Here is a 22,422-nt window from a genome sequence, read left to right on the forward strand (position 1 = left end):
GGGTGCGCGGCGGCCCCCGCCCCCCCCCGGCGGCGGCGCTGCCCACCACCCCGGCCGCCCGCCCCCGGCCGCCGGGGGGGGGCGCCGTCGGGCGCGCCGCCCCCCACGACCGGTCCGGCTGGTGGGGTGCCGGTCGCCCGGCGAGCTGGGCGGACGCCGTCGAGGCGGCACGTGTGGTCGCACGGGAGGCCGGCGCCGAGATCACCGTCAGCGCCGACCGGCACGAGCCGTGGCACCCGGGCCGGTGCGCCGCCCTGCACGTGGGGGAGAAGCTGCTCGGCCACGCCGGCGAGCTGCACCCGCGCGTCATCGAGGCGTACGGCCTGCCGCCCCGCACCTGTGCGATGGAGCTGGAGCTCAGCGTCCTCGCGGCGGTCCTGCCCGGTCCGGCGCAGGCCGAGCCGGTCTCGTCGTACCCCGTCGCCACGCAGGACGTCGCGCTCGTGGTCCCTGCCGGGGTTCCGGTCGCCGAGGTCGAGGCGGCCCTGCGCGAAGGGGCGGGCACGCTGCTGGAGTCGATCCGGCTGTTCGACGTCTACACCGGATCTCAGGTGGAGGAGGGCAAGAAGTCCCTGGCGTACAGCCTGCGCTTCCGCGCCCCCGACCGCACACTGATCGTGGAGGAGACCACCGCGGCCCGCGACGCGGCCGTGGCCCTGGCCGCCGAGCGCACAGGCGCCCACCTCCGCAGCGCCTGACATTCCCCGACGGCGCCGGATTCCGCCCGGCGCCGGCGGGGACGGGCCCGACGGTGGTTGATCACTCCAGTGAGGGGTGGCCGAATGGCGGTGGATCACTCCACCGCCATTCTCCTTTCAGCCCGCTACTTGGAGTACACCTCCATCTCGTACAGGGAGTAGCCGTACGAGGTGCCGCGTGTCACGCCCTGCATGCGGACATAGCGGGCCGTCGTGGGGCTGAAGGTGACGTTGTCCACGCCGCCGTTCCCGGTGGTGGTGGAGTACACCGTGGTCCAGGCCGATCCGTTGGCAGAGGTCTGGATCGAGTACGCCGCGCCGTAGGCGGCCTCCCAGCGCAGCACCGTCCGGGCCACGGTCTTGGCCGACCCGAGATCGACCTGGAGGTACTGGTTGTCGCTGGACGCGCTCGCCCAGCGGGTCGTCGGGTCGCCGTCGATCGCCCTGCTCGCCGGGTAGGGCGGGAGGATCTGCATGCTGGACGCGCTCGCGGACCCTCCGGTCGCGAGGTTGGTGATCGGGTCGCCCCGGTGGGCGGGGAAGGACACGACCTGCTGGTAGGTCGGCCGGTTCTGCCAGGAGATCAGCGACTGCTTGACCCCGCCGAGCGGCGAGTGCTCGATGGCGTCCGCGCACCACTGGTCGCCCGCCGAGCACACGTCGTCGGCCGGGTAGGTGGTCGTCGCGGGTTCGGCGAGCGCCGCCGACAGGCTGTTCAGCAGCACCGTCCGGCAACCGGCCACGGTGCCGTCTCCGCAGTACTTCTGCGCCAGAGGCCCGGCGACCTGGTCGCCCAGCACCGAGCGGATGTCCTTGCTCACGTAACCCCACCAGCCGTACTGGAACGCCGAGCCCTTGTGCGCCTGGGCCTCGTTCGCCGAGCCGGGAAGGCTGGAGAGGTCTCCCTGCTGGTGGCCCGACGGCGACTCGTTGATCTGCAGGGCGTTGACCAGCGACTGGTACAGGCCGTCACCGAGGCCGGGCTTGAACTCCGCCTGGACGAGCTTCGGCCACCACGCGTCGAACGCGCGGATGGCGTCGGCGTCCGAGTAGGTCCTGCTGCCCGGCGAGGTCTCCAGCCGCCTGGCGCCGCCCGAGGCCCATGCCGACAGTTTGGACACCGCCGAGGCGAGCGCCGGGTCGGTCACGGTCGCGCTGTTGACCACCCGGAGCAGGTGGGGCAGCACTTCCTTGCCGCGCAGGTCCGTGGTCGCGGCCTCTGCCATGATCTTCACGGTGCCCGCCCGGTCGAGCTTGCCCGATCCCGCCACCGCCGCCTTGACCGGGGCGTCCAGCAGGTCGACCCGGTGGACCGGCCCGAAGCTGAAGTTGCCGTCCGCCGCGCCGTAGTCCTTGGCCTGCTTGTTGTTCCAGCTGACCAGGTAGTCCTGGTTGCTCGTCTGCGGGTGGGTCGCGGGGGCCGTGTAGGTCGCGGAGTTGGTGGCCGGGTCGTACGCCGCCCATTCGTGGGCCGCGTCGGCCGTCATCGGGAGGTTCGGGTCGGAGACCGCGGACCTGACCGGGCTGTTGCCCGACATGAAGTACGCCGCGTCGGAGGAGTTCACGTAGAACCAGTTGAACGCGAAGCCGATGGTGGAGGCGGAGTTCCTGAACGCCGCGGCGTCGCCCATCTGGGCCGGGTCGTTGAACATCTGGAACCCGATCGCCGAGTCGGCCTCGTGCTGGTACGTCGAGCGCAGCGCGGCGAAGGCCGTGGGCTGCCCGTTGACCGTGCCGCGCCAGGTCACCAGGCCGTACTTGGTCCGCTTCATCACCAGGTCGTACGAGCCTGCGGTGGTGGAGTCGGCGACGGTGGGCTTCCACGAGTTGGTCTTCTTCAGCGTCTCCATCGCCGTGCAGGTGCCGTGGTACAGGTAGTAGTTCGACGCCGGGGTCACCGTGCCGCCGCCGGGGTCGCAGAGCTGCAGCGCGTAGGTGTCGGTGATGTCCTGGCCCGACGAGGTGGCGCTCCAGGCGTAGTCCGTGCCCCGGCCGAGCAGCACGTACAGGTTGAGCCCGGCGAACGCCGCGCCGCGTGCCCGGATGCCGGGCCCGGAGAGTTCCTCCAGCATGAGCAGTTGCGGGGCGAAGTAGCCGGTCTGGGGCCCGAAGACCGCCACCGGATGACCGGACTTCGACTCGGCGGCCGACACCACCACGGCGTTGGACATGCTGGGCTTGGAGTTGTCGACGAGCAGCCCGTCCAGGACGCCCTTCGCGGACGAGGTGGAGGTGGTGGCCGACCCCGACTCGTTTTCGGTGATGTCCACGGGTGACGTCGTCGCGTCGGGCAGGACGACCCCGGTGGCGCCGCCTGGCGCGTTCCCCGAGGGGAAGCTCTGGCCGTTGTGCAGGGTCAGCGTGGCCTCGGGGTCGTTCTGCGACCGGAAGGCCGTCCAGACCTGGTCGCCGACCGTCGTGCCGTACTTGGCCCTGGCCGCGACCCGCACGAGCGCGGACTGCATCTCCGCGCCGCCGCCTCCGCCGAACAGCCCGCCTATCACGCCGGACACCGCGATCAGGTCGGTCATGGTGAAGTCCACCGGCCCGCCCGCGTTGGTGATCGCGTCGAGGTGGCCGGTGAGGACGTACTCGCCGGGGCAGTTCCGGTTCGCCATGCAGTAGTCGATGTAGGCGTTGATGCCGCTCACGTAGTTCTGCACGTCGGCGTAGAGCTGGGAGCCCCGGGTGCCGGAGTCCCTGAGCCTGTTGATCTGGGCCTGGAGGTCCGCCTCGGTGTAGGGGGAGTTGCGCCAGACGCTCTGTTCGAGCGCGCGGTTGCCGGGGGCGCCCCCGGCGAACGGGGTCAGCTCACCACGGCCGACGTGCCGCATCAGGTCCATGAGCCACAGGCGGTCCTGCGCGCCCGCGTACCCGGCGCCGAACATCGTGCCTTCCCGGGTGGTCCCGGTGACGTGCGGCACGCCGGTCGCCTTGTCACGGACGATCGTGACGTCCGAGCGGGGGCTCGTCGTGCTCTCCACCTGCCCGGCGGGCACGCCGAACGAGCTGTCGTTGAAGAACGTGGTGATCTGGTCGTCGGTCAGCCCGGTGTAGCCGGCGATGAGGTTGGCGTACTTGCCGAGCTGGTCGTTGCTGTGCCGTGGCATCGTGCCCAGCGACTGGTTGGCCAGGATCTCGACCAGGGTCGCGTTCCCGTTCTGGCCCGGCGGCAACACGTCCGCGCACTCGCCGAGGCAGTAGTCGTCGGCGGTGTAAGTGGCGGCCGATACGGGCACGACGGGGGATGCCAGCGAGAGGATCACCAGCGCGGAGGCCGCGGTGATCGTCCGCCGGAGACGTGCGTGCATGGAGAGGACCCCCAAAACATGAGGCGTACTCGGATGTTGGGAGGACCATACGCTCGCACCAACACCGGATCAATGGCCCATGTGATAATCACACGCTCCGGAAATGACTCGCGGTCACAACCCCGAGTCACGGAAACTCGCCCTGACGTGCAACGCCCGTCTTCCTATCGCGTGTCCGCCTCATGGCAGTGGTCCTCGCGATTCACGCCGCTCCGCGACGCGCGCTCGGACTGTGTCCCAGGGGGACGAGCACGCCGCACAAGGATGCGTCCGCGCCCGTGATCGACCCTTCGGTCGCCGATCAAGCGATCTCCGTCCTTCGGTTCGAAGAAGGGATCAAAGCCTGTCGATCTCCATCAGGTCGATGTCGATGTCGAAGGGGGCCGTGAGCCGTACTCGGCCCTGGTGGCTGCCGGACAGGATGTAGCTGTGCGTGGTCGGGTCCAGTTCGTAGGCGTTCACCGTGGGACGTCCTTCGGAGCTTTCGACCAGCCAGAAGTGAGGGATGCCGGCCTCGGCGTAAAGCGACGGCTTGCGCTTACGGTCACGCTCTTCTGATTCGGGGGACACCACCTCGATCGCCAGCACCAGATCTTCGGCTTTGTAGGCGGTGGTGTCTGGGCCTCGGACGGCTCTGGCGTGAAAGACGATCACGTCGGGCTCTGGTCGTTGCCGTGGGCCCAGGACCACGCTCATCTCGCGACGCACGCGCAGATCGGCTGGAACCGTGCGGCGCAAGCCGCTCTCCAGCAGCGTTCGGTGGCGCAGGGGCGTAGGCCCGGGGCTCACTCGATGTTAGATGCGTTGCTCGGGCGGGCATTTCGGTAGATCGCTGTACCTGCGACAGATGGGATGTTCTCCAATGAAGGTGGCAGTCTTCCTGGCGGGGTTCTTGGCCGTGCTCGTGGGAGGGCCGACCGAGGCCACGTCCAGGGCCGATGCGTCCACGGCCGCTGCGTCCGTGGGCAGGCCGGCCTATCCCACCGAGTTCTCCCTTCCGGACGGTTTCCAGCCGGAAGGGATCGCCATCGGCCCGGGCCCGGCCGCGTACTTCGGCTCGCGCGCGACCGGCGCGATCTACCGGGCCGACCTGCGCACGGGCGAGGGCCGGATCATCAGCCCAGGACCGGGCACCCCGTCGCTCGGCCTCAAGGTCGACGCGCGCGGCAGGCTGTTCGTCGCCGGCGGCACCGGCGGTGACGCCCGTGTGATCGACACCCGGAGCGGCGAGGTACTCGCGAGCTACCGGCTGACCACCGGCGCCGCGTTCGTCAACGACGTCGTGCTCACCCGTGACGCGGCCTACTTCACCGACTCGGCCAACCCCGTGCTGTACAAACTGCCGTTCGGGCGCGGGGGAGCACTGCCGGACGAGGCGGTGAACGTGCCACTGAGCGGGGACATCGTGTACACGACCGGCAACAACGCCAACGGCATCGCCCAGACCCCCGACCACAAGGCCCTGCTGGTCGTCCAGTCGAACACCGGCAGGCTCTTCCGCGTCAACCCCTCGACCGGAGTCGCCACCCTGGTGGACCTCGGCACCGAGTCCCTGGCCAACGGCGACGGCCTGCTGCTGGAGGGCCGCGTCCTCCACGTCGTTCAGAACCGGCTGAACACCGTGACCTCCGTACAACTGGACCGCGGCGCCACGTCAGGGAAGGTGATCCGCAAGCTCATGGACGGCCGCTTCGACGTCCCGACCACCATCGCCGCCTTCCGCGACCGCCTCTACCTCCCCAACGCCCGCTTCACCACCACCCCCACCCCGACGACCCCGTACAACGTGGTGGCCATCAAACGTCACTGATCCGGTGCCCGCCCGGTCCATCCCGTCGTTCCTCGCATAAGTCGTCCATGCTGAATGGCAGGGAAGGGTGGCATCTGTGAGGCGGGGCGAGTGGGGTGTGGGCCTGCCGGCGGCAGTGGTGGCGCCTCTCGCCGGGATCGGGCTGATGTTCGGGTCGAGCCTGCTCTACGCGTACGGCCCGTCGTGGCTCGAAAACCGGGTGGGAGCCCTGCTCCAACTCGGGCTGTGGATCGTCGTCGTGCCAGGGCGGCAGCGTGGCCGTGCTTCAGTCTTGGAGATCCCCGAGCCAGCGCAGAGCGCTCAGTCCGGGCATGAAGCAGTATTCGCCGCCGCGAGTGACGACGAACTGGGGCAGGGCGTGCAGGCGCCGCCGTACGGGCCGCCGGGGAATCGTGAAGTCGCGGGCGCCGTGGCTGGAGCCGATGACGGGATCGGTCTCGTTGCCCGCGCCGAAGAAGATGCCGCTGTTCATCCATTCGGACTGGACGAACTCGAACTGCCGCCCCGGGTGCGCTCCGATGAACGCGAACATCAGTCCGCGGTCGGCTCCGTCGTCTTCCAGGACGCCCTCGGGCAGCGCCGGGCCGTACGCGGTGCCGCGTCTGATCATGCGGTGCAGCCTCGGCGCACCGGCCACCGACGCGTCGCGGGGATTGCCTCGGCGGATGTGGCAGCCGCCCGGAGTGGTGAAGCCGGCCGGATCGTCCTGCTGGTACAGGAAGGTGTTGTTGCCGCTTGGGTCGGCGCCGAGGCCGGGGTCGTCGTGCAGCGGGCTGAGCGCCAGGGGTGCGCCGCTGCGCCAGCGTCCCATGATCTTGGCTGCGAGCAGTTCTTCGTCTTCGGGGCTGGTGGAGTTGTCCTTCAGGTAGCGCCGGAACAGGGCGACACGTTGGTTGAGCTTGCGGAAGGCCATGTAGGTGCCGTTGCGCCCCAGCACCTGGGGCTGTGGTGTCTGGATCCCGCCGAGCTCGTCGCGGTAGCCGAACACGAATTCGCCGGCCTTGAGGGGCGCCTCTAGCTGGTTCGTGCCGGGAATGCCGCTGCCCTCGACGGCGGGGTTGCTGATGCCGTCGCGGTAACCGAAGGGTTCTGTCTCGGTGGGTAGCGCGTGGCAGTTCTGCCGCCAGATCGCCGTCACGCCGGGAAGGGTGTCGAAGGCAGGGCGGGCGCGGTCGATGGCAGCCTCCAGTTGTGTGCTGTCGGGGGCGAGCGCCACGAGCACAACGTGAACATCGGGCGTGCCGAGCGGTGGTTCCCAGTTCTCGGGGCTGCTTTCGTCGATGTCGCCCAGCGCATTGGCCCGTGCTGCCATCCCCTGCCGGAACTCCCAGGCGAAGGTGTCGAGGGAATCCTGTGGCACGCCGAGTGCTCTGAGGCCGTGACAGGTGACCGCGACGCTCACCCAGGTCTCGCCCAGAGGGCTCGCCGAGTCGGCGGCCGAGGTCACCACTGCGCTCACGCGGCGCATCAGTTCCTTCCCGTGCGCCCGGTCGTCGATGCGGAACAGGATGTACGTCGCCGCGTACGGCGTCGGACGGGGGCTGAGCACACCGCGCTGGATGTCGTGGAGTTCGAGAGCGACCTGCGTTTGCTCGCTCATGAAACCTCGCCCTCCTGTGGCGCTACTTCGCCGAGGCGAGGTTTCCCCAGAAGGCGCGCAGGCTCTCGTCGGCGCCGAACAACGTGCTGAAGATCGTGCTGTCGGCCATGATCACATCACCGGCCCGGTCGCCGCTGGGCGGCATCCATAGGAACATGTTGAATTCGGTGTTGCCCGCCTCGGTGAACGGGTGCGGTCTTGATGTGTCGATGGGCTGCCGGCCAAGCACGTGGACGATGTCCGGGTCGTCGGTGGTGAGGGCGTAGTGCGGGAGGTGCTTGTGAAAGTTGAAGCTGGTCACTCCTTCCAGCCAGCCTTTGGTGTCGAGATCCCTGGTGATGGACAGTGGGGCGTTCTGGTTCGGTTGCTTCACCGCAGGACGTAGCCCATAGCGGTTTTCCACGGGCACTCCAAGACCTGCCATCAACGATCTGGTGTACCCGCCGAAGCGTTGCCGGCGGGGCACCAGGGGGTCACCGTGATGGCGGTACTCCATGTCGCGCACGGCCAGGTCGTCCGATGCCCCGACGTCGTGATGCGGCCCCAAGGCCAGGCAAGCCCCCTCCCGGGTGAGGAATTCCCGCAGCGCCTCGATCTCCTCCGGTGCGGCCTCCTGCCCGGTGATCATGTGATCCAGCCCCCACACGAACAGGGTGTCGGTGTCGGCCAGCACCCGCTCGTCCAGCGGGGTAGGGAAGCCGGCCTGATCGACGCGTTGATAGACGGGCACGGCGTGTCCGGTGGCCTCCTCGACGAACTGCTGGAACGGCAGCCAGCCCCGGAAGAACAGCTCCAGCCCGCCCGCGATGCCCTGCTGGAACCGCAGCGGATCCGACCACTTCGGGTCCTCGTAGGCCGGCCACGCCGCGCGGCGCACCTCGGTCATCGTGGAGAACCGGTTGTCGAGCTCCGCCGGGTTCCTGCCCGCCTCGGCCGGATAGCTCCACGCGACATAGATGCTCAACCGCCGCCGACCAGGGGTGTACTGGCGCGGCACATGCTGCTGGTTGTACGTTCGCGCGGTCCTGAACTCGTTCATCTTTCCTCCCTGATAACGCGGGCGGATGTCACTGCAGTTGGTCGAGCATCTCCGACAGAGCGCTCTTGATTCGCAGAGCCTTCTTGATCTCGTCGGCAGTGACGTACGGATACTCCCCGTACTCGATGAAGCTCGGGCAGTGATGCGCACGAACGAACCGTACGAACGCCTCGGGGTTGGTCTTCCAGTCCTCGGGAAACCCCTCAAGGTTCTCGAAAGCCGTACTCACCCCTGACCTGCTGAAGAGGTCGATGGCGTCTTCGGTGTACTTGTCGAAGTCGGTGTCGAAGATCCCCTGGTACATGAACCGCGTGTCGTCGTCGAACAGCACCCAGCGCAGATAGTGCAGCTTGAGCGGCGCAAGCAGATACGGGTCTGCCTCCAGCGCCTTGGCCAGCGTGTAGCCGTGGTTGCGGATCGCCTCGGCGCGGCCGGGCTTGACCGTCGCGATGATGGTGAACCCGTAGCACGCCGGGGTCTTGGGGAAGATGGGGCCGTATTTCCCCTGTTCCAGATGGTCGGTCTCCTTGGGAATGACGACCGCCTGGGGTGTGATCTCCATGTCTGTCCCTCCCTCACATGGCCAGGGGGAACGCACCATCGCTACCTACCTGCAATGTAATCACGTCGGCCCTGGCCGCTCGGTGGGCTGGGGCCGACCTGCCGAACATCGTGATCACGCTGGGCCCGATCAGCAGGCGGAAGTCACCGGATCGCGCAGCGGGCTCACGTCCATACGGAGGCGCGGCAGCAGGCTTCGCTGACCGTCGGCGGGGCGCGGGTGATGGCGCCCCGCCTTGTACCTCGTGATCGCAGGGCCTCAGAGGCCGAGGGTCTCCTTGCGGAGGTGGGTTTTGAGGATCTTGCCTCCGGGGTTGCGGGGGAGTTCGGCGTCGCGGAACCAGAAGCGGACCGGGATCTTGAACGGGGCCAGCACCCCGCTCAGGAACGATCGCAACTCCTCCGCGGTGGCGGGCACGCCGGGCTTGAGCCGGACGACCGCGCCGACCTGCTCGCCCAGCTCTTCGTCCGGGATCCCGATCACGGCCGCGTCGTCGATGGCCGGATGCTCGAACAGGGCCGCCTCGACCTCGGCGCAGTAGACGTTCTCGCCACCCCGGATGACCATGTCCTTGGCCCGGTCGACGATGTAGACGAAGCCCTCCTCGTCCACCCGCGCCAGGTCGCCGGTGTGCAGCCATCCGTCCACGAACGTCTGCGCGGTCGCGTCCGGGCGGTTCCAGTAGCCCATGATCACGTTGGGGCCGCGCATGCACAGCTCGCCGACCTCGCCCGAAGGCAGCTCGTTACCGAGGGGGTCGGAGATCCGCACGTCGCAGACCGCCAGGGGCAGGCCGATGCTGTCGGGCTTGGCCAGGTACGTCGGCCCGCTGTTGTAGATCGCGAGCGCGGTGGTCTCCGTCATCCCGTACCCGTTGGACGCCTGCCGCTTAGGCAGCTGGTCGTTGATGCGCTCCAGCAGCTTGGGCGGGGCCGGAGCGCCGCCGTAGCTCACCCCGCCGAGGCTGGAGATGTCGTACTTGCCGAAGTCCGGATGCGACAGCAGCTGCCAGGCGTTGGTGGGAACGCCGGTGAGGATCGTCACCCGCTCACGCTCGATGAGCTGAAGTGCCAGCCCCGGATCCCACTTGTACATCAGCACCAGGCCGCCGCCGGCGAACATGGTCGCCGTCATCACCGCGAAGCAGCCGGTGACGTGGAACAGCGGCACCGTCAGCAGGGTGATCCGCCGCGTGCTCGCCGCCGAGGCCGGATCCTTGCCCGCCATGGCGATGCTGCGCAGCAGGGCGTAGGCGACGGTCATCGGCGACTGGCCGAGGTTACGGTGGCTGCCGAGCGCGCCCTTGGGGTGGCCCGTGGTCCCGGACGTGTAGAAGATCGTCGCGGGGTCCTCGGCGTCCGGCTCCACCGCCGGGAGCGCCACGTCGGCCCGTACCTCACCGAGGACGTCGGCGAACTCCCTGGCCCCAGGGGGCAGCTCACCGGCGGAGCGGGTGACGATCAGGGGGACGGCGGTGTCCCGCAGCCGCTCGGCCCGCTCGCCGTCGACGACGGCTACCTTGGCGCCCGAGTCCGACAGCCCGTACTCCAGCTCGGGGGTGGTCCACCACGCGTTCAGCGGTACGGCTATCGCCCCGGTCGCGAGGGTCGCCGAGAACGCGACGACCCACTCCGGATAGTTGCGCATGGCGATGGCGACCCGGTCGCCCTTGCTCACGCCGTAGTCCTCGACGAGCCGCCTGGCCAGCGTCGCCGCCCGCCGGTAGTGCTCCTCGTAGGTGATCCGCTCGTCTTCGTAGACGAGGAAGACCTTGTCGCCGTGGAAGCGGCTGTTCTCCAGAAGGGCCCGGAAGGTCGTCGGGGCGTGTTTCCAGGTCCGCAGCTTGGTCCCGCGGATCTCGACCTCGTCCATCTCGAAGAGCTGGCCCGGTCCGGTGAGCTGTGCTTGGACCTGGTCGTGCGTGACAGTCATGCGCGGTGACTCCCCGGGTGAGTAGGTGCCGTTGCCAAGGACGATACCGACCGGTAGGTACGGACAACAGAGGGTTGTTCCAGACGGCCGCGCCGATAGCGCTCACTTGCATGACGATGCTTAGGCATGCATACTTTCTCTCTAAGAAGTCATGAGGGCGAGTGCATGGTCATGTGAGGTGGGTCGATGAAGGCGGCGGTCGCCGGAGCCAGCGGGTACGCCGGGGGCGAGTTGCTGCGCCTTCTTCTGGCCCACCCCGCCATCGAGATCGGCGCGCTGACGGCGGGTTCGAGCGCGGGCGGCACGCTCGCCGCGCACCAGCCGCACCTTCCCGCCCTGGCCGGCAGGCTCATCGAGGAGACGACGGCCGAGACCCTCGCGGGCCACGACGTCGTCTTCCTGGCACTCCCGCACGGCCAGTCGGCCGCCGTCGCCGAGCGGCTCGGCGACGACACGCTCGTGGTCGACTGCGGCGCCGACTTCCGGCTGGAGGACGCCGCCGAGTGGGCCCGCTTCTACGGCGGCGCCCACGCCGGCACCTGGCCGTACGGCCTGCCCGAGCTGCCCGGCCAGCGCGACCTCCTCCGCGCCGCCAAGCGCATCGCGGTGCCGGGCTGCTACCCGACGTCGGCCACCCTCGCCCTGTTCCCCGCGTTCGCCGCGGGCCTCGCCGAACCCGACGTCGTCGTGGTCGCGGCCAGCGGCACCTCCGGCGCGGGCAGGGCGCCCAAGCCCCATCTCCTCGGCAGCGAGGTGATGGGCTCGGTCAGCGCCTACAGCGTCGGCGGCTCGCACCGCCACACCCCCGAGATCGCGCAGAACCTCTCCAAGGTCGCGGGCGGGCCGGTGAAGGTGTCCTTCACCCCGATGCTGGCCCCGATGAGCCGGGGCATCCTCGCCACCTGCACCGCTCCCGCCGTTCCCGGCCTCACCGCGACCGCGCTGCGCGAGGCGTACGAGGCGGCGGTCAAGGACGAGCCGTTCCTGCGGCTGCTTCCCGAGGGCACCTGGCCCGCGACGGCCATGACCCTCGGCGCCAACACCGCCGCGCTCCAGGTGACCCTCGACGAGCGGTCCGGGCGCGTCGTCGCCGTCGTCGCCATCGACAACCTGACCAAGGGCACTGCGGGCGGGGCCGTCCAGAGCGCCAACCTCGCCCTCGGCCTGGCAGAAGAACTCGGCCTTCCCCTCAATGGAGTCGCCCCGTGAGCGAGCTCAGCCACAAGACAACGGTCCAAGGAGGGCACGCGTGAGCGTCACCGCACCCCTCGGTTTCCGCGCGGCCGGTGTCGCCGCGGGCCTGAAGTCACGCGACACCCGTGACGTCGCGATCGTCGTCAACGACGGCCCCTCGCGGGCCGCCGCCGGGGTCTTCACCCGCAACCGCGTGAAGGCCGCCCCGGTGCTCTGGTCCCAGCAGGTGCTCGCCGGCGGCAGGGTGAGGGCGGTCGTCCTCAACTCCGGCGGCGCGAACGCCTGCACCGGTCCCGCTGGCTTCCAGGACACCCACGCCACCGCCGAGAAGGTCGCCGAGCTCATCGGCGACTCGGCGGGCGAGGTGGCGGTCTGCTCCACCGGGCTGATCGGCGAGCGGCTGCCGATGGACCTGCTGCTCCCCGGCGTCGAGACCGCGGCCGCCCAGCTGTCCAGGGACGGCGGCCTCGCCGCCGCCGACGCGATCCGCACGACCGACACGGTCACCAAGATCTCGTTCCGCAGGGGAGAGGGCTACATGGTGGGCGGCATGGCCAAGGGCGCGGGCATGCTCGCCCCCGGCATGGCCACCATGCTCAGCGTGATCACCACCGACGCCGACGTGCCGGCCGAGGAGCTCGACCGGGTGCTGCGCAGGGCCGTCGGCGTCACCTTCGACCGGCTCGACACCGATGGCTGCATGTCCACCAACGACACCGTGCTGCTGCTCGCCAGCGGCGCCTCCGGGGTGACCCCCGACCCGGCGGAGTTCGAGAAGAAGGTCACCGAGGTCTGCGCCGATCTGTCCAGGCAGCTCCTGGTCGACGCCGAGGGCGCCTCCAAGGCCATCGCGATCGAGGTCGTGGGGGCCGCCCACGAGGACGACGCCGTGGCCGTCGGCCGGGCGGTGTCCCGGTCGAACCTGCTCAAGTGCGCCATCCACGGCGAGGATCCCAACTGGGGCCGCGTCCTGTCGGCCGTCGGCACGACCGACGCGGTCTTCGAGCCCGACCGGCTCAACGTCGCGATCAACGGCATCTGGATCTGCCGGGGCGGCGCGGCCGGGGACGACCGCGCCAAGGTCGACCTGCGCCCCCGCGACGTGACGATCACCATCGACCTCTCGGCGGGCCCGCACTCCGCGACCGTCCACACCACCGACCTCACCGCCGACTACGTCCACGAGAACTCGGCCTACTCGACATGAGCGGAGTCATCGACATGGGCGCGGGACCCCAGGCGCAGGCCAAGGCGGCCGTCCTCATCGAGGCCCTGCCCTGGCTTAAGCGCTTCCGGGGACAGACCGTCGTCGTGAAGTACGGCGGGCACGCCATGACCGACCAGGGCCTGCGCGAGAGCTTCGCCGACGACATGGTGTTCCTGCTGCACGCCGGCCTCAAGCCCGTCGTCGTGCACGGCGGCGGTCCCCAGATCAACGCCCATCTCGACAGGCTCGGCATCGAGAGCAGCTTCACCGCCGGGCTCCGGGTGACCACGCCCGAGGCCATGCAGATCGTGCGCATGGTGCTCGTCGGCCAGGTCAACCGCGACGTCGTCGGCCTGATCAACCGCCACGGCCCGTTCGCCATCGGCATGTCCGGCGAGGACGCCCACCTGTTCACCGCCGAGCGCAAGCACGCCCAGGTGGACGGCGAGAAGGTCGACATCGGCCAGGTCGGCGAGATCGTCCGGGTCGAGGCGGGAGCCGTCCAGGCGCTACTCGGCGACGGGCGCATCCCGGTGGTGTCCTCGATCGCGCGCGGCGAGGACGGCGAGATCTACAACGTCAACGCCGACACCGCCGCCGCGGCGCTCGCGGTCGCGCTGAACGCCGGGAAGCTCGTCGTGCTCACCGACGTCGAGGGCCTGTACGCCGACTGGCCGGCCTCCGGCGACGGCTCCGCCTCCGAGGTGATCACCCAGGTGACGGCCGGCGAGCTGGCCAAGCTGCTGCCCGGTCTGTCCAGCGGCATGGTGCCCAAGATGGAGGCATGCCTGACCGCCGTCACGGGCGGCGTGCCGCAGGCGCATGTGCTCGACGGCAGGGTGCCGCATTCGGTGCTGCTCGAAATCTTCACAGACGAGGGGATCGGAACCATGGTGTTGCCCGAGGTGCGCTCATGACCGGCGCGAGTTCGCTCCAGAAGCGCTTCGAGGCCGCGTTCATGCCGAACTACGGGGTTCCGCCCGTGGTGCCCGTCCGCGGCGAGGGTTCCTACGTCTGGGACGCGGACGGCACGCGCTACCTCGACCTGATCGCGGGCATCGCGGTCAGCTCGCTCGGCCACGCGCACCCCACGCTGGTGGAGGCCGTGTCCCGGCAGGTGGCGACCATCGCGCACACCTCCAACCTGTTCGTGAACGAGCCCGAGGTGCTGCTCGCCGAGCGCCTGCTCGGCCTGCTGAAGGCCCCTGCCCGCGTCTTCCTCGCCAACTCCGGCACCGAGGCGAACGAGTGCGCGCTCAAGCTCGCCATCAAGTACGGCAGGTCCACCGGCAGGAAGTACTTCGTCGCCGCCGACAACGGCTTCCACGGCCGTACGCTCGGGGCCCTCTCGCTGACCGGCAAGGCGTCCATCCGCGACCAGTTCGGGCCGTTCCCGATCGACGTGCGCTTCGTCCCGTACGGCGACGCCGACGCGCTCAAGCAGGCCGTCACGCAGGACTGCGCGGCGGTGTTCCTGGAGCCCACGCAGGGCGAGGCGGGCGTCGTGCCGCCGCCGGCCGGCTACTTCACCGCCGCGCGCGAGATCTGCGACGCGACAGGGGCGCTGCTGGTGCTCGACGAGATCCAGTCGGCGATCGGCCGCACCGGGCACTGGTTCGCCCACCAGCACGACGGCATCGTCCCCGACGTGCTGACGCTGGCCAAGGGGCTCGGCGGCGGCATGCCGATCGGCGCCTGCCTCGGCTTGGGCGACGCCGGCACGCTCTTCGCCAAGGGCGACCACGGCTCCACCTTCGGCGGCAACCCCGTGTCCGCGGCGGCGGCGCTCGCCGTGCTCGACACCATCGACCAGGACGGCCTGCTCGCCCATGTGCGCACGGCCGGGCAGCGGCTCCGCGACGGCATCGCCGCGGTAGGCCACCCGCTGCTGGCGGGAGTGCGCGGCCGGGGACTGTGGCTGGCCATCGTGCTCACTGCCGACCGCGCCGCCGACGTCCAGGCCGCCGCCCAGCGCGCCGGGTTCCTGGTCAACGCGGTGCAGCCCGGCGCCGTACGGATCGCTCCGCCGCTCGTGATCACCTCCGAGCAGATCGAGACCTTCCTCCAGGCACTCCCGGCGATCCTCGCGGAGGTGGCCCCGTGAGCACGTACGGAGGTGACCCGGTGGCCGTCCGGCACTTTCTGCGGGACGACGACCTGAGCCCCGCGGAGCAGGCCGAGGTGCTCGACCTGGCCGAGGCGATGAAGAAGGACCGGTACGGCTACCGCCCTTTCGAGGGCCCGATGACCGTCGCGGCGCTCTTCGACAAGCACTCCACCCGCACCCGCATCTCGTTCGCGGTCGGCATCGCCGAGCTGGGCGGCCAGCCGTTGATCATCGACGCGGGGAGCTTCCAGATGGGCAGGGGGGAGCCGATCGAGGACACCGCCCGCGTCCTCGAACGGCAGGTCGCCGCGATCGTGTGGCGTACCTTCGGCCAGGAGCGCGTCGAGGCGATGGCCTCGGCCTCCTCGGTGCCCGTCGTCAACGCGCTGACCGACGAGTTCCACCCCTGCCAGGTCCTCGCCGACCTGCTGACCGTACGGGAGCGGCGGGGCCCCCTCGGCGGTCAGACTCTCACCTACCTGGGCGACGGCGCCAACAACATGGCCCGCTCCTACCTTCTCGGCGGCGCGACGGCGGGAATGCACATCCGTATCGCGGCCCCCGCGGCGTACCAGCCGGACGCGGTGATCCTCAACCGCGCGGCCGAGATCGCCGCCTCGACCGGCGGCTCGGTCACGGTCCTGTCGGACGCGGCCGCGGCCGCCGCGGGCGCCCACATCCTGGCCACCGACACCTGGGTGTCGATGGGCCAGGACGGCAAGGACGAGCGGGTCGCCGCCCTCATGCCGTACCAGCTGAACGCCGAGCTGCTCGCCCTGGCGGCCCCCGACGCGGCGGTGCTGCACTGCCTGCCCGCCTACCGAGGCCTGGAGATCACCGCCGGCGTGCTCGACGGCCCGCGCAGCGTGGTCTGGGACCAGGCGGAGAACCGCCTGCACGTCCAGAAGGCCCTGCTCCACTGGCTGGTGGTGCGATGACGATCCCGCTCACCAAGGCCGCCAGGCTCGCGAAGATCGCCGATCTGGTCAACCGCCACAAGGTCAAGTCGCAGCCCGAGCTCGCCAGGCTGCTCGCTGAGAGCGGAGTCGAGGTCACCCAGGCCACGCTCTCGCGCGACCTCGACGAGCTGGGCGCGCTGAAGCTGCGGGCCGACGACGGCTCGCTGGTGTACGCGCTGCCGGGCGAGGGCGGGGCGCGCATCCCGCTGACCCGCATGGGCGCGGGCGAGAGCCCGGCGGCCCGGCTGCGGCGGGTGGCCGAGGAGCTTCTGGTCTCGGCCGAGGCCTCGGCGAACCTCGTGATCGTGCGCACCCCTCCGGGGGCCGCGCAGTTCCTCGCCTCCGCGCTCGACCACGCCGACTGGGAGTCGATCCTCGGCACGGTCGCGGGCGACGACACGATCCTGGTGATCAGCCGGGATCCCGTGGGAGGGACGCTCCTCGCCAAGTCCCTGCTCAGGCTGACCGATCGACGTAGTCAGCCCGTGTGAGCCGGGCGTCTTCCATCAAGACCCGAGCGAACCGGGCGTTCCTCGTAAGACATTCAAGAATTCCTTTCCTGGGAGAGCAGAGCAATGACTGACAGGGTGGTACTCGCCTACTCCGGCGGCCTCGACACGTCCGTGGCCATCCCCTTCCTCGCCGACCAGACCGGCGCCGAGGTCATCGCCGTGGCCGTCGACGTCGGCCAGGGCGGCGAGGACATGGAGGTCATCCGGAAGCGCGCCATCGACTGCGGCGCCGTCGAATCGGTCGTGGTGGACGCCCGCGAGGAGTTCGCCGCCGACTTCTGCGTGCCCGCGCTCCAGGCCAACGCCCTCTACATGGACCGCTACCCGCTGGTCTCCGCCCTGTCCCGGCCGCTGATCGTCAAGCACCTGGCCACGGCCGCCAAGCAGTTCAACGGCACCCACGTGTCGCACGGCTGCACCGGCAAGGGCAACGACCAGGTCAGGTTCGAGGCCGGCCTCGCCGCGCTGAACCCCTCGCTGAAGGTCATCGCGCCCGCCCGCGACTACGCCTGGACCCGCGACAAGGCCATCGCCTTCGCCGAGGAGAAGGGCCTGCCGATCGACGTCACCAAGAAGTCGCCGTACTCCATCGACCAGAACATCTGGGGCCGCGCCGTCGAGACCGGGTTCCTGGAGGACATCTGGAACGGCCCGATCGAGGACGTCTACTCCTACACCGCCGACCCGTCGCAGCCCCGTGAGGCCGACGAGGTCGTCATCACCTTCGAGGCGGGTGTGCCGATCGCCCTGGACGGGCGTTCCCTCACCCCGTTCCAGATCATCGCCGAGCTCAACCAGCGCGCGGGCGCCCAGGGCGTCGGACGCCTCGACATGGTCGAGGACCGGCTCGTCGGCATCAAGTCCCGCGAGGTGTACGAGGCTCCGGGCGCGATCGCCCTGATCACCGCCCACATGGAGCTGGAGAACGTCACGGTCGAGCGCGACCTCGCCCGGTTCAAGCGGTCGGTCGACCAGCGCTGGGGCGAGCTGGTCTACGACGGCCTGTGGTTCTCCCCGCTCAAGGACGCGCTCGACACCTTCATCGCCGACGCGCAGAAGTACGTCTCCGGAGACATCCGCATGACCCTGCACGCCGGACGGGCCGTCGTGACCGGGCGTCGCTCCGAGGCGTCCCTGTACGACTTCTCGCTGGCGACCTACGACACGGGCGACGCCTTCGACCAGTCGCTGGCAAAGGGCTTCGTCCAGCTCTGGAGCCTCCCCTCCAAGATCGCCGCCGCCCGGGACGGTCGTCTCGGCTGACAGGGCCCAATTGGGCTAGGGTCGCGGATTGAGCGTTGGAACTGGAGAAGAGGAGAACGGTGGCTGAGGGTGGCAAGCCCATGCGGCTCTGGGGTGGCAGGTTCGAAGGCGGTCCGGCGGACGCGCTGACACGACTGTCGGTCAGCGTGCAGTTCGACTGGCGGCTCGCGCCGTACGACCTGCTGGCGTCACGGGCGCACGCCCGGGTGCTCCACCGCGCCGGGCTGCTGAGCGAGGCGGAGCTTGAGCGCATGCTCGGAGCCCTGGACGACCTCGAACAGGCCTGCAAGGCCGGTGAGTTCCGGCCCACCGTGGCCGATGAGGACGTGCACACCGCCCTGGAGCGCGGGCTTCTGGAACGACTCGGCTCGCTCGGCGGCAAGCTCCGGGCCGGCCGCAGCCGCAACGACCAGGTCGCCACCGACCTCCGGCTCTACCTGCGCGACCACGTCCGCTACATCGTGTCGCGGCTCGTCGAGCTGGAGACGGCCCTGATGAGCCAGGCCGAGGAGCACGCGTCCACCGCCGCCCCCGGCATGACCCACCTGCAGCACGCCCAGCCGGTGTCGTTCGGGCACCAGCTCCTCGCGCACGTCCACGCGATCGCCCGCGACGTCGACCGGTTGCGCGACTGGGACCGGCGCGCGGCCGTGTCCCCGCTTGGCGCGGGCGCGCTCGCGGGCTCGTCCCTGCCCCTGGACCCGCAGGCGGTCGCTCGGGAACTGGGCTTCGACGCCGCGGCGCCGAACTCCATGGACGCCGTCGCCGACCGCGACTTCGCCGCCGAGTTCCTGTTCTGCGCCTCGCTGATCGGCGTCCACCTGTCGCGGCTGGGCGAGGAGATCGTCCTGTGGGCCTCCCAGGAGTTCCACTGGATCGAGATGGACGACGCCTACTCCACCGGCTCGTCGATCATGCCGCAGAAGAAGAACCCCGACGTCGCCGAGCTGGCCCGGGGCAAGTCCGGCAGGCTCATCGGCAACCTGATGACGCTGCTGACCACGCTCAAGGGCCTGCCGCTCACCTACAACCGCGACCTGCAGGAGGACAAGGAGCCGGTGTTCGACTCGGTCGACACCCTGCTGCTGGTCCTGCCCGCCGTCTCCGGCCTGGTCTCCACGATGCGCGTGAACACCGCCCGCCTGGAGTCCTCCGCGCCCGACGGCTTCGCCCTGGCGACCGACCTGGCGGAGCTCCTGGTGCGCAGGGGAGTGCCGTTCCGCGACGCCCACGAGGCGGTCGGGCACCTCGTCGTGTGGTGCCAGGTCAACGACACCACCTTCGAGAAGCTCACCGAGGAGGACCTCGCCAAGATCTCTCCGCACTTCGTGGAGAGCCCCGGTGGGGCCGTGGTCCCCGGCGACGAGGGCGGCGTGCCGGGCGCTCTCGACGTGCTGAACGTGCAGGGCGCGCTCGCCTCGCGCAAGGCGTACGGTGGCACCGCGCCCGACCGCGTCCGCGACCAGCTGACCGCCCTGCGGGAGATCGTCGACGGCCAGGCGGCGTGGGCGAGCGGATCCTAGACCGGGAGTTCTTCGACCGGCCCTCACCACAGGTGGCGCCCGGCCTGCTCGGGCGCGTCCTGCGGCACGGGCCGGTCGCCGTGCGCCTGACCGAGGTGGAGGCGTACGGCCCGCCAGGGGAGGACCCGGCGTCCCACACCTACCGAGGGCGCACCCCGCGCAACTCCGTCATGTTCGGGCCGCCGGGGCACCTGTACGTCTACTTCACGTACGGCATGCACTTCTGCGCCAACCTCGTCTGCCTGCCCGAGGGCCAGGGCTCGGGGGTGCTGCTGCGCGCCGGCGAGGTGATCGAGGGGGTGGAGGTCGCCCGCACCCGCCGCCACCGGCCCAGTACGGCCGCGGCGCTGACCGGCCGGGGCCGTACGATCCCCGAGCGCGAGCTGGCACGCGGCCCCGCGCGGCTGGCCGTGGCGCTCGGCGTGGGCAGGGAGCACAACGGCCTCGACTGCTGCTCGGGCTCCGCGGAGCTGGAGATCCTCGAAGGCGACCCCGCGGATCCCGCGTCGGTCCGCTCCGGCCCGCGCACCGGCGTCTCCACCGCCGCCGACACCCCGTGGCGCTTCTGGATCGACGGCGACCCCACCGTCTCGTCCTACCGCAAGCACGTGCCCAGGACCCGTCCGAGCTGACCCGCTCTCGTGATCGCGAGGCAGTGCTTTTCAGGTGGCGGAGTGGTGCGGTGATCGGGCAGGCTGTAAGGCGAGGCGAAAGCCGTACATTCATCCGTCGAACCAACCATGAAGGCCAGGATCGTGACCGACATCCTCGATGACCTTGCGTGGCGCGGCCTGATCGCGCAGTCCACCGATATCGACTCCCTCAGGGTGGCGATGGACGAGGGTCCGATCACGGTCTATTGCGGGTTCGACCCGACGGCACCGTCGCTGCACGTCGGGAACCTCGTCCCGCTGCTCACGCTGACGCGCATCCAGCGGGCGGGCCATCGTGCCATCGGGCTGGTCGGCGGGGCCACCGGCCTCATCGGCGACCCCAGCGGCAAGAGCGAGGAGCGTTCGCTCAACTCGACCGAGGTCGTCGCCGAGTGGGTGCGGCGCATCCGCGTCCAGGTGGAGAAGTTCGTCGACTTGTCCGACTCCTCCGGGTCCATCCTGGTGAGCAACCTCGACTGGACCCACGGCTTGTCGGCCATCGACTTCCTGCGTGACGTCGGAAAGCACTTCCCGGTGAACCGCATGCTGGCCCGCGAGTCGGTCTCGGCCCGTCTGGCGGGGGAGGGGCTGAGCTACACCGAGTTCAGCTACCAGATCCTGCAGGCCAACGACTACCTGGAGCTCTACCGCAGGCACGGCTGCTCGCTGCAGATCGGCGGCAGCGACCAGTGGGGCAACATCACGGCGGGGTGTGACCTGATCCGCCGGGTCGAGGGCCGCCACGTGCACGCGCTGACCGTGCCGTTGATCACCAAGGCCGACGGCACGAAGTTCGGCAAGACGGCCGGTGGCGCGGTGTGGCTCGATCCCGAGCTGACCTCGCCGTACGCCTTCTACCAGTTCTGGCTCAACTCCGACGACCGCGACGTCGTGAAGTTCCTGAAGATCTTCAGCTTCAGGTCCAGGGACGAGATCGAGGCGCTGGAGAAGAGCGCGTCCGAGCGCCCGGCGGCTCGTGAGGCGCAGCGGGCGCTGGCGGAGGAGTTCACGACCCTGCTGCACGGGGCCGAGGAGTGCGCCGCGGTGATCGCCGCGTCGGGCGCGCTGTTCGGCCAGGGCTCGCTGGAGGAGCTGCCGGAGAGAACGCTCGCGGCGGCGCTGGCGGAGGTGCCGAGGGCCACGGTGCCCGCGCTCGGCGCCTCGTACGTCGACCTGCTCGCCGAGAGCGGGCTCGTCGAGAGCAAGTCGGCGGCCCGCCGCGCCGTCAAGGAGGGCGGGGCGTACCTCAACAACACCAAGATCACGGACGAGTCGTACGTCCCGTCCGCCGAGGACCTGCTGTACGGGCGGTTCCTGGTGCTCCGGCGCGGGAAGCGCTCCGTCGGCGGTGTAGAGGTCGTCGCCGGCTGACGCTCACGGCATCCCTCCGGCCCCCGGTGCGCGTCTGTCACCGGGGGCCGGAGGCGTCTGTGGTGACACTCCTGTGGCGCTCTGGAGAGACTTTCTGTCATCGGAGAGGTGAACTGGAGTGGTTGCTCCCATGACGATTTGACGGAGCCCCGGACGCCGCTTAGTGTTCTCTTCGCCCCCAGGGAACGACGGGCTGCCGAACAGGCGCCTGGCTCCCGGGCATCCCGGAAGACATGTTCTCGGATTCGCCGTCTCTGACGGAGGATCCGGATCTGACGTGTTGCCCAGACGAGATCGAGCCGAACTTTTTTGACAGTTCGAGTCGACATCGAGTGGACAACAGGGTAAGTTGGACGGGTTGCCCTGGAGACGGGGCGGCCGAACTGTACCAGTTCGGGGCGGTTTCTGCCAGATCGGATGATTTGACAGAAAGTGTCTGGATCTGGTAAAGTTAGGTAACAGGAAGTGCGCCCCGGACGGGGCCGGAGCCGCTTGGTTCCGGGTCTGGTCTGGAGTACGCGTCCGTTTCTTGAGAACTCAACAGTGTGTTAAAAGCCAGTGCATGAATATGCATACCTCCGTCTTTCATGCGCCTTTGCGGGTGTGTGGGGATGGTTTCCTTTGGTTGGCATCACGCCTTGTGGGGTGTGGTGTTCGCCGGGATTTCTTCAAGCATTGTTT

At 69.8% G+C, this 22,422-nt stretch carries 17 protein-coding genes and 1 pseudogene; 12 read left to right on the forward strand and 6 right to left on the reverse strand.

Features of this window, described 5'->3' with window-relative positions; genetic code table 11:
• Positions 1–698: pseudogene (locus ACGFIV_RS25910) on the forward strand (phenylalanine--tRNA ligase subunit beta); the annotation flags it as partial.
• 125 nt (positions 699–823) lie between these two features.
• Here the strand turns inward: ACGFIV_RS25910 and ACGFIV_RS25915 are convergent.
• Together ACGFIV_RS25915 and ACGFIV_RS25920 are read right to left on the reverse strand one after the other, a co-directional pair.
• Positions 824–4,009, reverse strand: a complete 3,186-nt coding sequence (locus ACGFIV_RS25915) for a penicillin acylase family protein (RefSeq protein WP_392838023.1) — start codon at positions 4,007–4,009, stop codon at positions 824–826.
• Between the two features lie 336 nt (positions 4,010–4,345).
• Positions 4,346–4,798: a Uma2 family endonuclease gene (locus ACGFIV_RS25920; protein WP_358556105.1), complete on the reverse strand. Its 453-nt coding sequence runs from the start codon at positions 4,796–4,798 to the stop codon at positions 4,346–4,348.
• A 73-nt stretch (positions 4,799–4,871) separates the two neighbouring features.
• On the opposite strand from ACGFIV_RS25920, the gene ACGFIV_RS25925 reads away from it, so the two are divergent.
• Positions 4,872–5,819 carry a superoxide dismutase gene (locus tag ACGFIV_RS25925; protein ID WP_358556108.1) on the forward strand — a complete coding sequence of 316 codons (948 nt, stop codon included), beginning with the start codon at positions 4,872–4,874 and terminating at the stop codon, positions 5,817–5,819.
• 265 nt (positions 5,820–6,084) lie between these two features.
• Here the strand turns inward: ACGFIV_RS25925 and ACGFIV_RS25930 are convergent, their stop codons facing one another.
• The 4 genes from ACGFIV_RS25930 to ACGFIV_RS25945 form a co-directional block, all read right to left on the reverse strand.
• Positions 6,085–7,419 carry a Dyp-type peroxidase gene (locus ACGFIV_RS25930; RefSeq protein ID WP_358556111.1) on the reverse strand — a complete coding sequence of 445 codons (1,335 nt, stop codon included), beginning with the start codon at positions 7,417–7,419 and terminating at the stop codon, positions 6,085–6,087.
• 22 nt (positions 7,420–7,441) lie between these two features.
• Positions 7,442–8,458, reverse strand: coding sequence for a hypothetical protein (locus ACGFIV_RS25935; RefSeq protein WP_358556113.1), 1,017 nt, complete (start codon positions 8,456–8,458; stop codon positions 7,442–7,444).
• Positions 8,459–8,486: 28 nt separating this feature from the next.
• The gene (locus tag ACGFIV_RS25940) at positions 8,487–9,020 is read right to left on the reverse strand and encodes a hypothetical protein (protein WP_358556116.1); all 534 of its coding nucleotides are present in this window, start codon (positions 9,018–9,020) and stop codon (positions 8,487–8,489) included.
• 258 nt (positions 9,021–9,278) lie between these two features.
• Positions 9,279–10,952, reverse strand: coding sequence for a class I adenylate-forming enzyme family protein (locus tag ACGFIV_RS25945; RefSeq protein ID WP_392838024.1), 1,674 nt, complete (start codon positions 10,950–10,952; stop codon positions 9,279–9,281).
• 186 nt (positions 10,953–11,138) lie between these two features.
• Between ACGFIV_RS25945 and argC the strand changes: the two genes are divergently transcribed.
• The 10 genes from argC (at position 11,139) to tyrS (ending at position 21,741) form a co-directional block, all read left to right on the forward strand.
• Entirely contained in the window at positions 11,139–12,161 is a 1,023-nt protein-coding gene (argC, locus tag ACGFIV_RS25950) for an N-acetyl-gamma-glutamyl-phosphate reductase (RefSeq protein WP_358556122.1), read from the forward strand.
• Between the two features lie 40 nt (positions 12,162–12,201).
• Complete coding sequence (argJ, locus tag ACGFIV_RS25955) at positions 12,202–13,353, forward strand: bifunctional glutamate N-acetyltransferase/amino-acid acetyltransferase ArgJ (protein WP_358556125.1); 1,152 nt, start codon at positions 12,202–12,204, stop codon at positions 13,351–13,353.
• A 14-nt stretch (positions 13,354–13,367) separates the two neighbouring features.
• Positions 13,368–14,270 (forward strand): acetylglutamate kinase, encoded by a 903-nt coding sequence (gene argB / locus ACGFIV_RS25960; protein ID WP_358556143.1) that lies wholly within the window; start codon positions 13,368–13,370, stop codon positions 14,268–14,270.
• Positions 14,267–15,457 carry an acetylornithine transaminase gene (locus tag ACGFIV_RS25965; RefSeq protein ID WP_358556128.1) on the forward strand — a complete coding sequence of 397 codons (1,191 nt, stop codon included), beginning with the start codon at positions 14,267–14,269 and terminating at the stop codon, positions 15,455–15,457. Before argB ends, ACGFIV_RS25965 begins: the two co-directional genes overlap by 4 nt.
• Positions 15,454–16,398: an ornithine carbamoyltransferase gene (gene argF / locus ACGFIV_RS25970; RefSeq protein ID WP_358556131.1), complete on the forward strand. Its 945-nt coding sequence runs from the start codon at positions 15,454–15,456 to the stop codon at positions 16,396–16,398. The genes ACGFIV_RS25965 and argF overlap by 4 nt, the downstream gene beginning before the upstream one ends.
• Positions 16,395–16,910: an arginine repressor gene (locus ACGFIV_RS25975; protein ID WP_358556134.1), complete on the forward strand. Its 516-nt coding sequence runs from the start codon at positions 16,395–16,397 to the stop codon at positions 16,908–16,910. Before argF ends, ACGFIV_RS25975 begins: the two co-directional genes overlap by 4 nt.
• A gap of 84 nt (positions 16,911–16,994) precedes the next feature.
• Positions 16,995–18,194 carry an argininosuccinate synthase gene (locus tag ACGFIV_RS25980; RefSeq protein WP_358556137.1) on the forward strand — a complete coding sequence of 400 codons (1,200 nt, stop codon included), beginning with the start codon at positions 16,995–16,997 and terminating at the stop codon, positions 18,192–18,194.
• Between the two features lie 80 nt (positions 18,195–18,274).
• On the forward strand, positions 18,275–19,717 hold the full coding sequence (argH, locus tag ACGFIV_RS25985; RefSeq protein ID WP_358556146.1) for an argininosuccinate lyase: 1,443 nt from the start codon (positions 18,275–18,277) through the stop codon (positions 19,715–19,717).
• The gene (locus ACGFIV_RS25990) at positions 19,699–20,349 is read left to right on the forward strand and encodes a DNA-3-methyladenine glycosylase (protein WP_358556140.1); all 651 of its coding nucleotides are present in this window, start codon (positions 19,699–19,701) and stop codon (positions 20,347–20,349) included. The genes argH and ACGFIV_RS25990 overlap by 19 nt, the downstream gene beginning before the upstream one ends.
• A 123-nt stretch (positions 20,350–20,472) precedes the next feature.
• Positions 20,473–21,741 carry a tyrosine--tRNA ligase gene (gene tyrS, locus ACGFIV_RS25995; protein WP_358556149.1) on the forward strand — a complete coding sequence of 423 codons (1,269 nt, stop codon included), beginning with the start codon at positions 20,473–20,475 and terminating at the stop codon, positions 21,739–21,741.
• Positions 21,742–22,422 lie beyond the last annotated feature (681 nt).

Origin of the sequence: Sphaerisporangium sp. NPDC049003 (assembly GCF_043197795.1) — a bacterium.
In the GTDB taxonomy this organism is placed as follows: Bacteria; Actinomycetota; Actinomycetes; order Streptosporangiales; family Streptosporangiaceae; genus Sphaerisporangium.

Excerpts from the sequence above, each read along its gene's own strand:
- ACGFIV_RS25915 (WP_392838023.1), bottom strand. The coding sequence starts at position 4,009 with ATGCACGCACGTCTCCGGCGGACGATCACCGCGGCCTCCGCGCTGGTG.
- ACGFIV_RS25925 (WP_358556108.1), top strand. The coding sequence starts at position 4,872 with ATGAAGGTGGCAGTCTTCCTGGCGGGGTTCTTGGCCGTGCTCGTGGGA.
- ACGFIV_RS25930 (WP_358556111.1), bottom strand. The coding sequence starts at position 7,419 with ATGAGCGAGCAAACGCAGGTCGCTCTCGAACTCCACGACATCCAGCGC.
- ACGFIV_RS25935 (WP_358556113.1), bottom strand. The coding sequence starts at position 8,458 with ATGAACGAGTTCAGGACCGCGCGAACGTACAACCAGCAGCATGTGCCG.
- ACGFIV_RS25940 (WP_358556116.1), bottom strand. The coding sequence starts at position 9,020 with ATGGAGATCACACCCCAGGCGGTCGTCATTCCCAAGGAGACCGACCAT.
- ACGFIV_RS25945 (WP_392838024.1), bottom strand. The coding sequence starts at position 10,952 with ATGACTGTCACGCACGACCAGGTCCAAGCACAGCTCACCGGACCGGGC.
- argC (WP_358556122.1), top strand. The coding sequence starts at position 11,139 with ATGAAGGCGGCGGTCGCCGGAGCCAGCGGGTACGCCGGGGGCGAGTTG.
- argB (WP_358556143.1), top strand. The coding sequence starts at position 13,368 with ATGGGCGCGGGACCCCAGGCGCAGGCCAAGGCGGCCGTCCTCATCGAG.
- ACGFIV_RS25965 (WP_358556128.1), top strand. The coding sequence starts at position 14,267 with ATGACCGGCGCGAGTTCGCTCCAGAAGCGCTTCGAGGCCGCGTTCATG.
- ACGFIV_RS25975 (WP_358556134.1), top strand. The coding sequence starts at position 16,395 with ATGACGATCCCGCTCACCAAGGCCGCCAGGCTCGCGAAGATCGCCGAT.
- ACGFIV_RS25980 (WP_358556137.1), top strand. The coding sequence starts at position 16,995 with ATGACTGACAGGGTGGTACTCGCCTACTCCGGCGGCCTCGACACGTCC.
- argH (WP_358556146.1), top strand. The coding sequence starts at position 18,275 with ATGCGGCTCTGGGGTGGCAGGTTCGAAGGCGGTCCGGCGGACGCGCTG.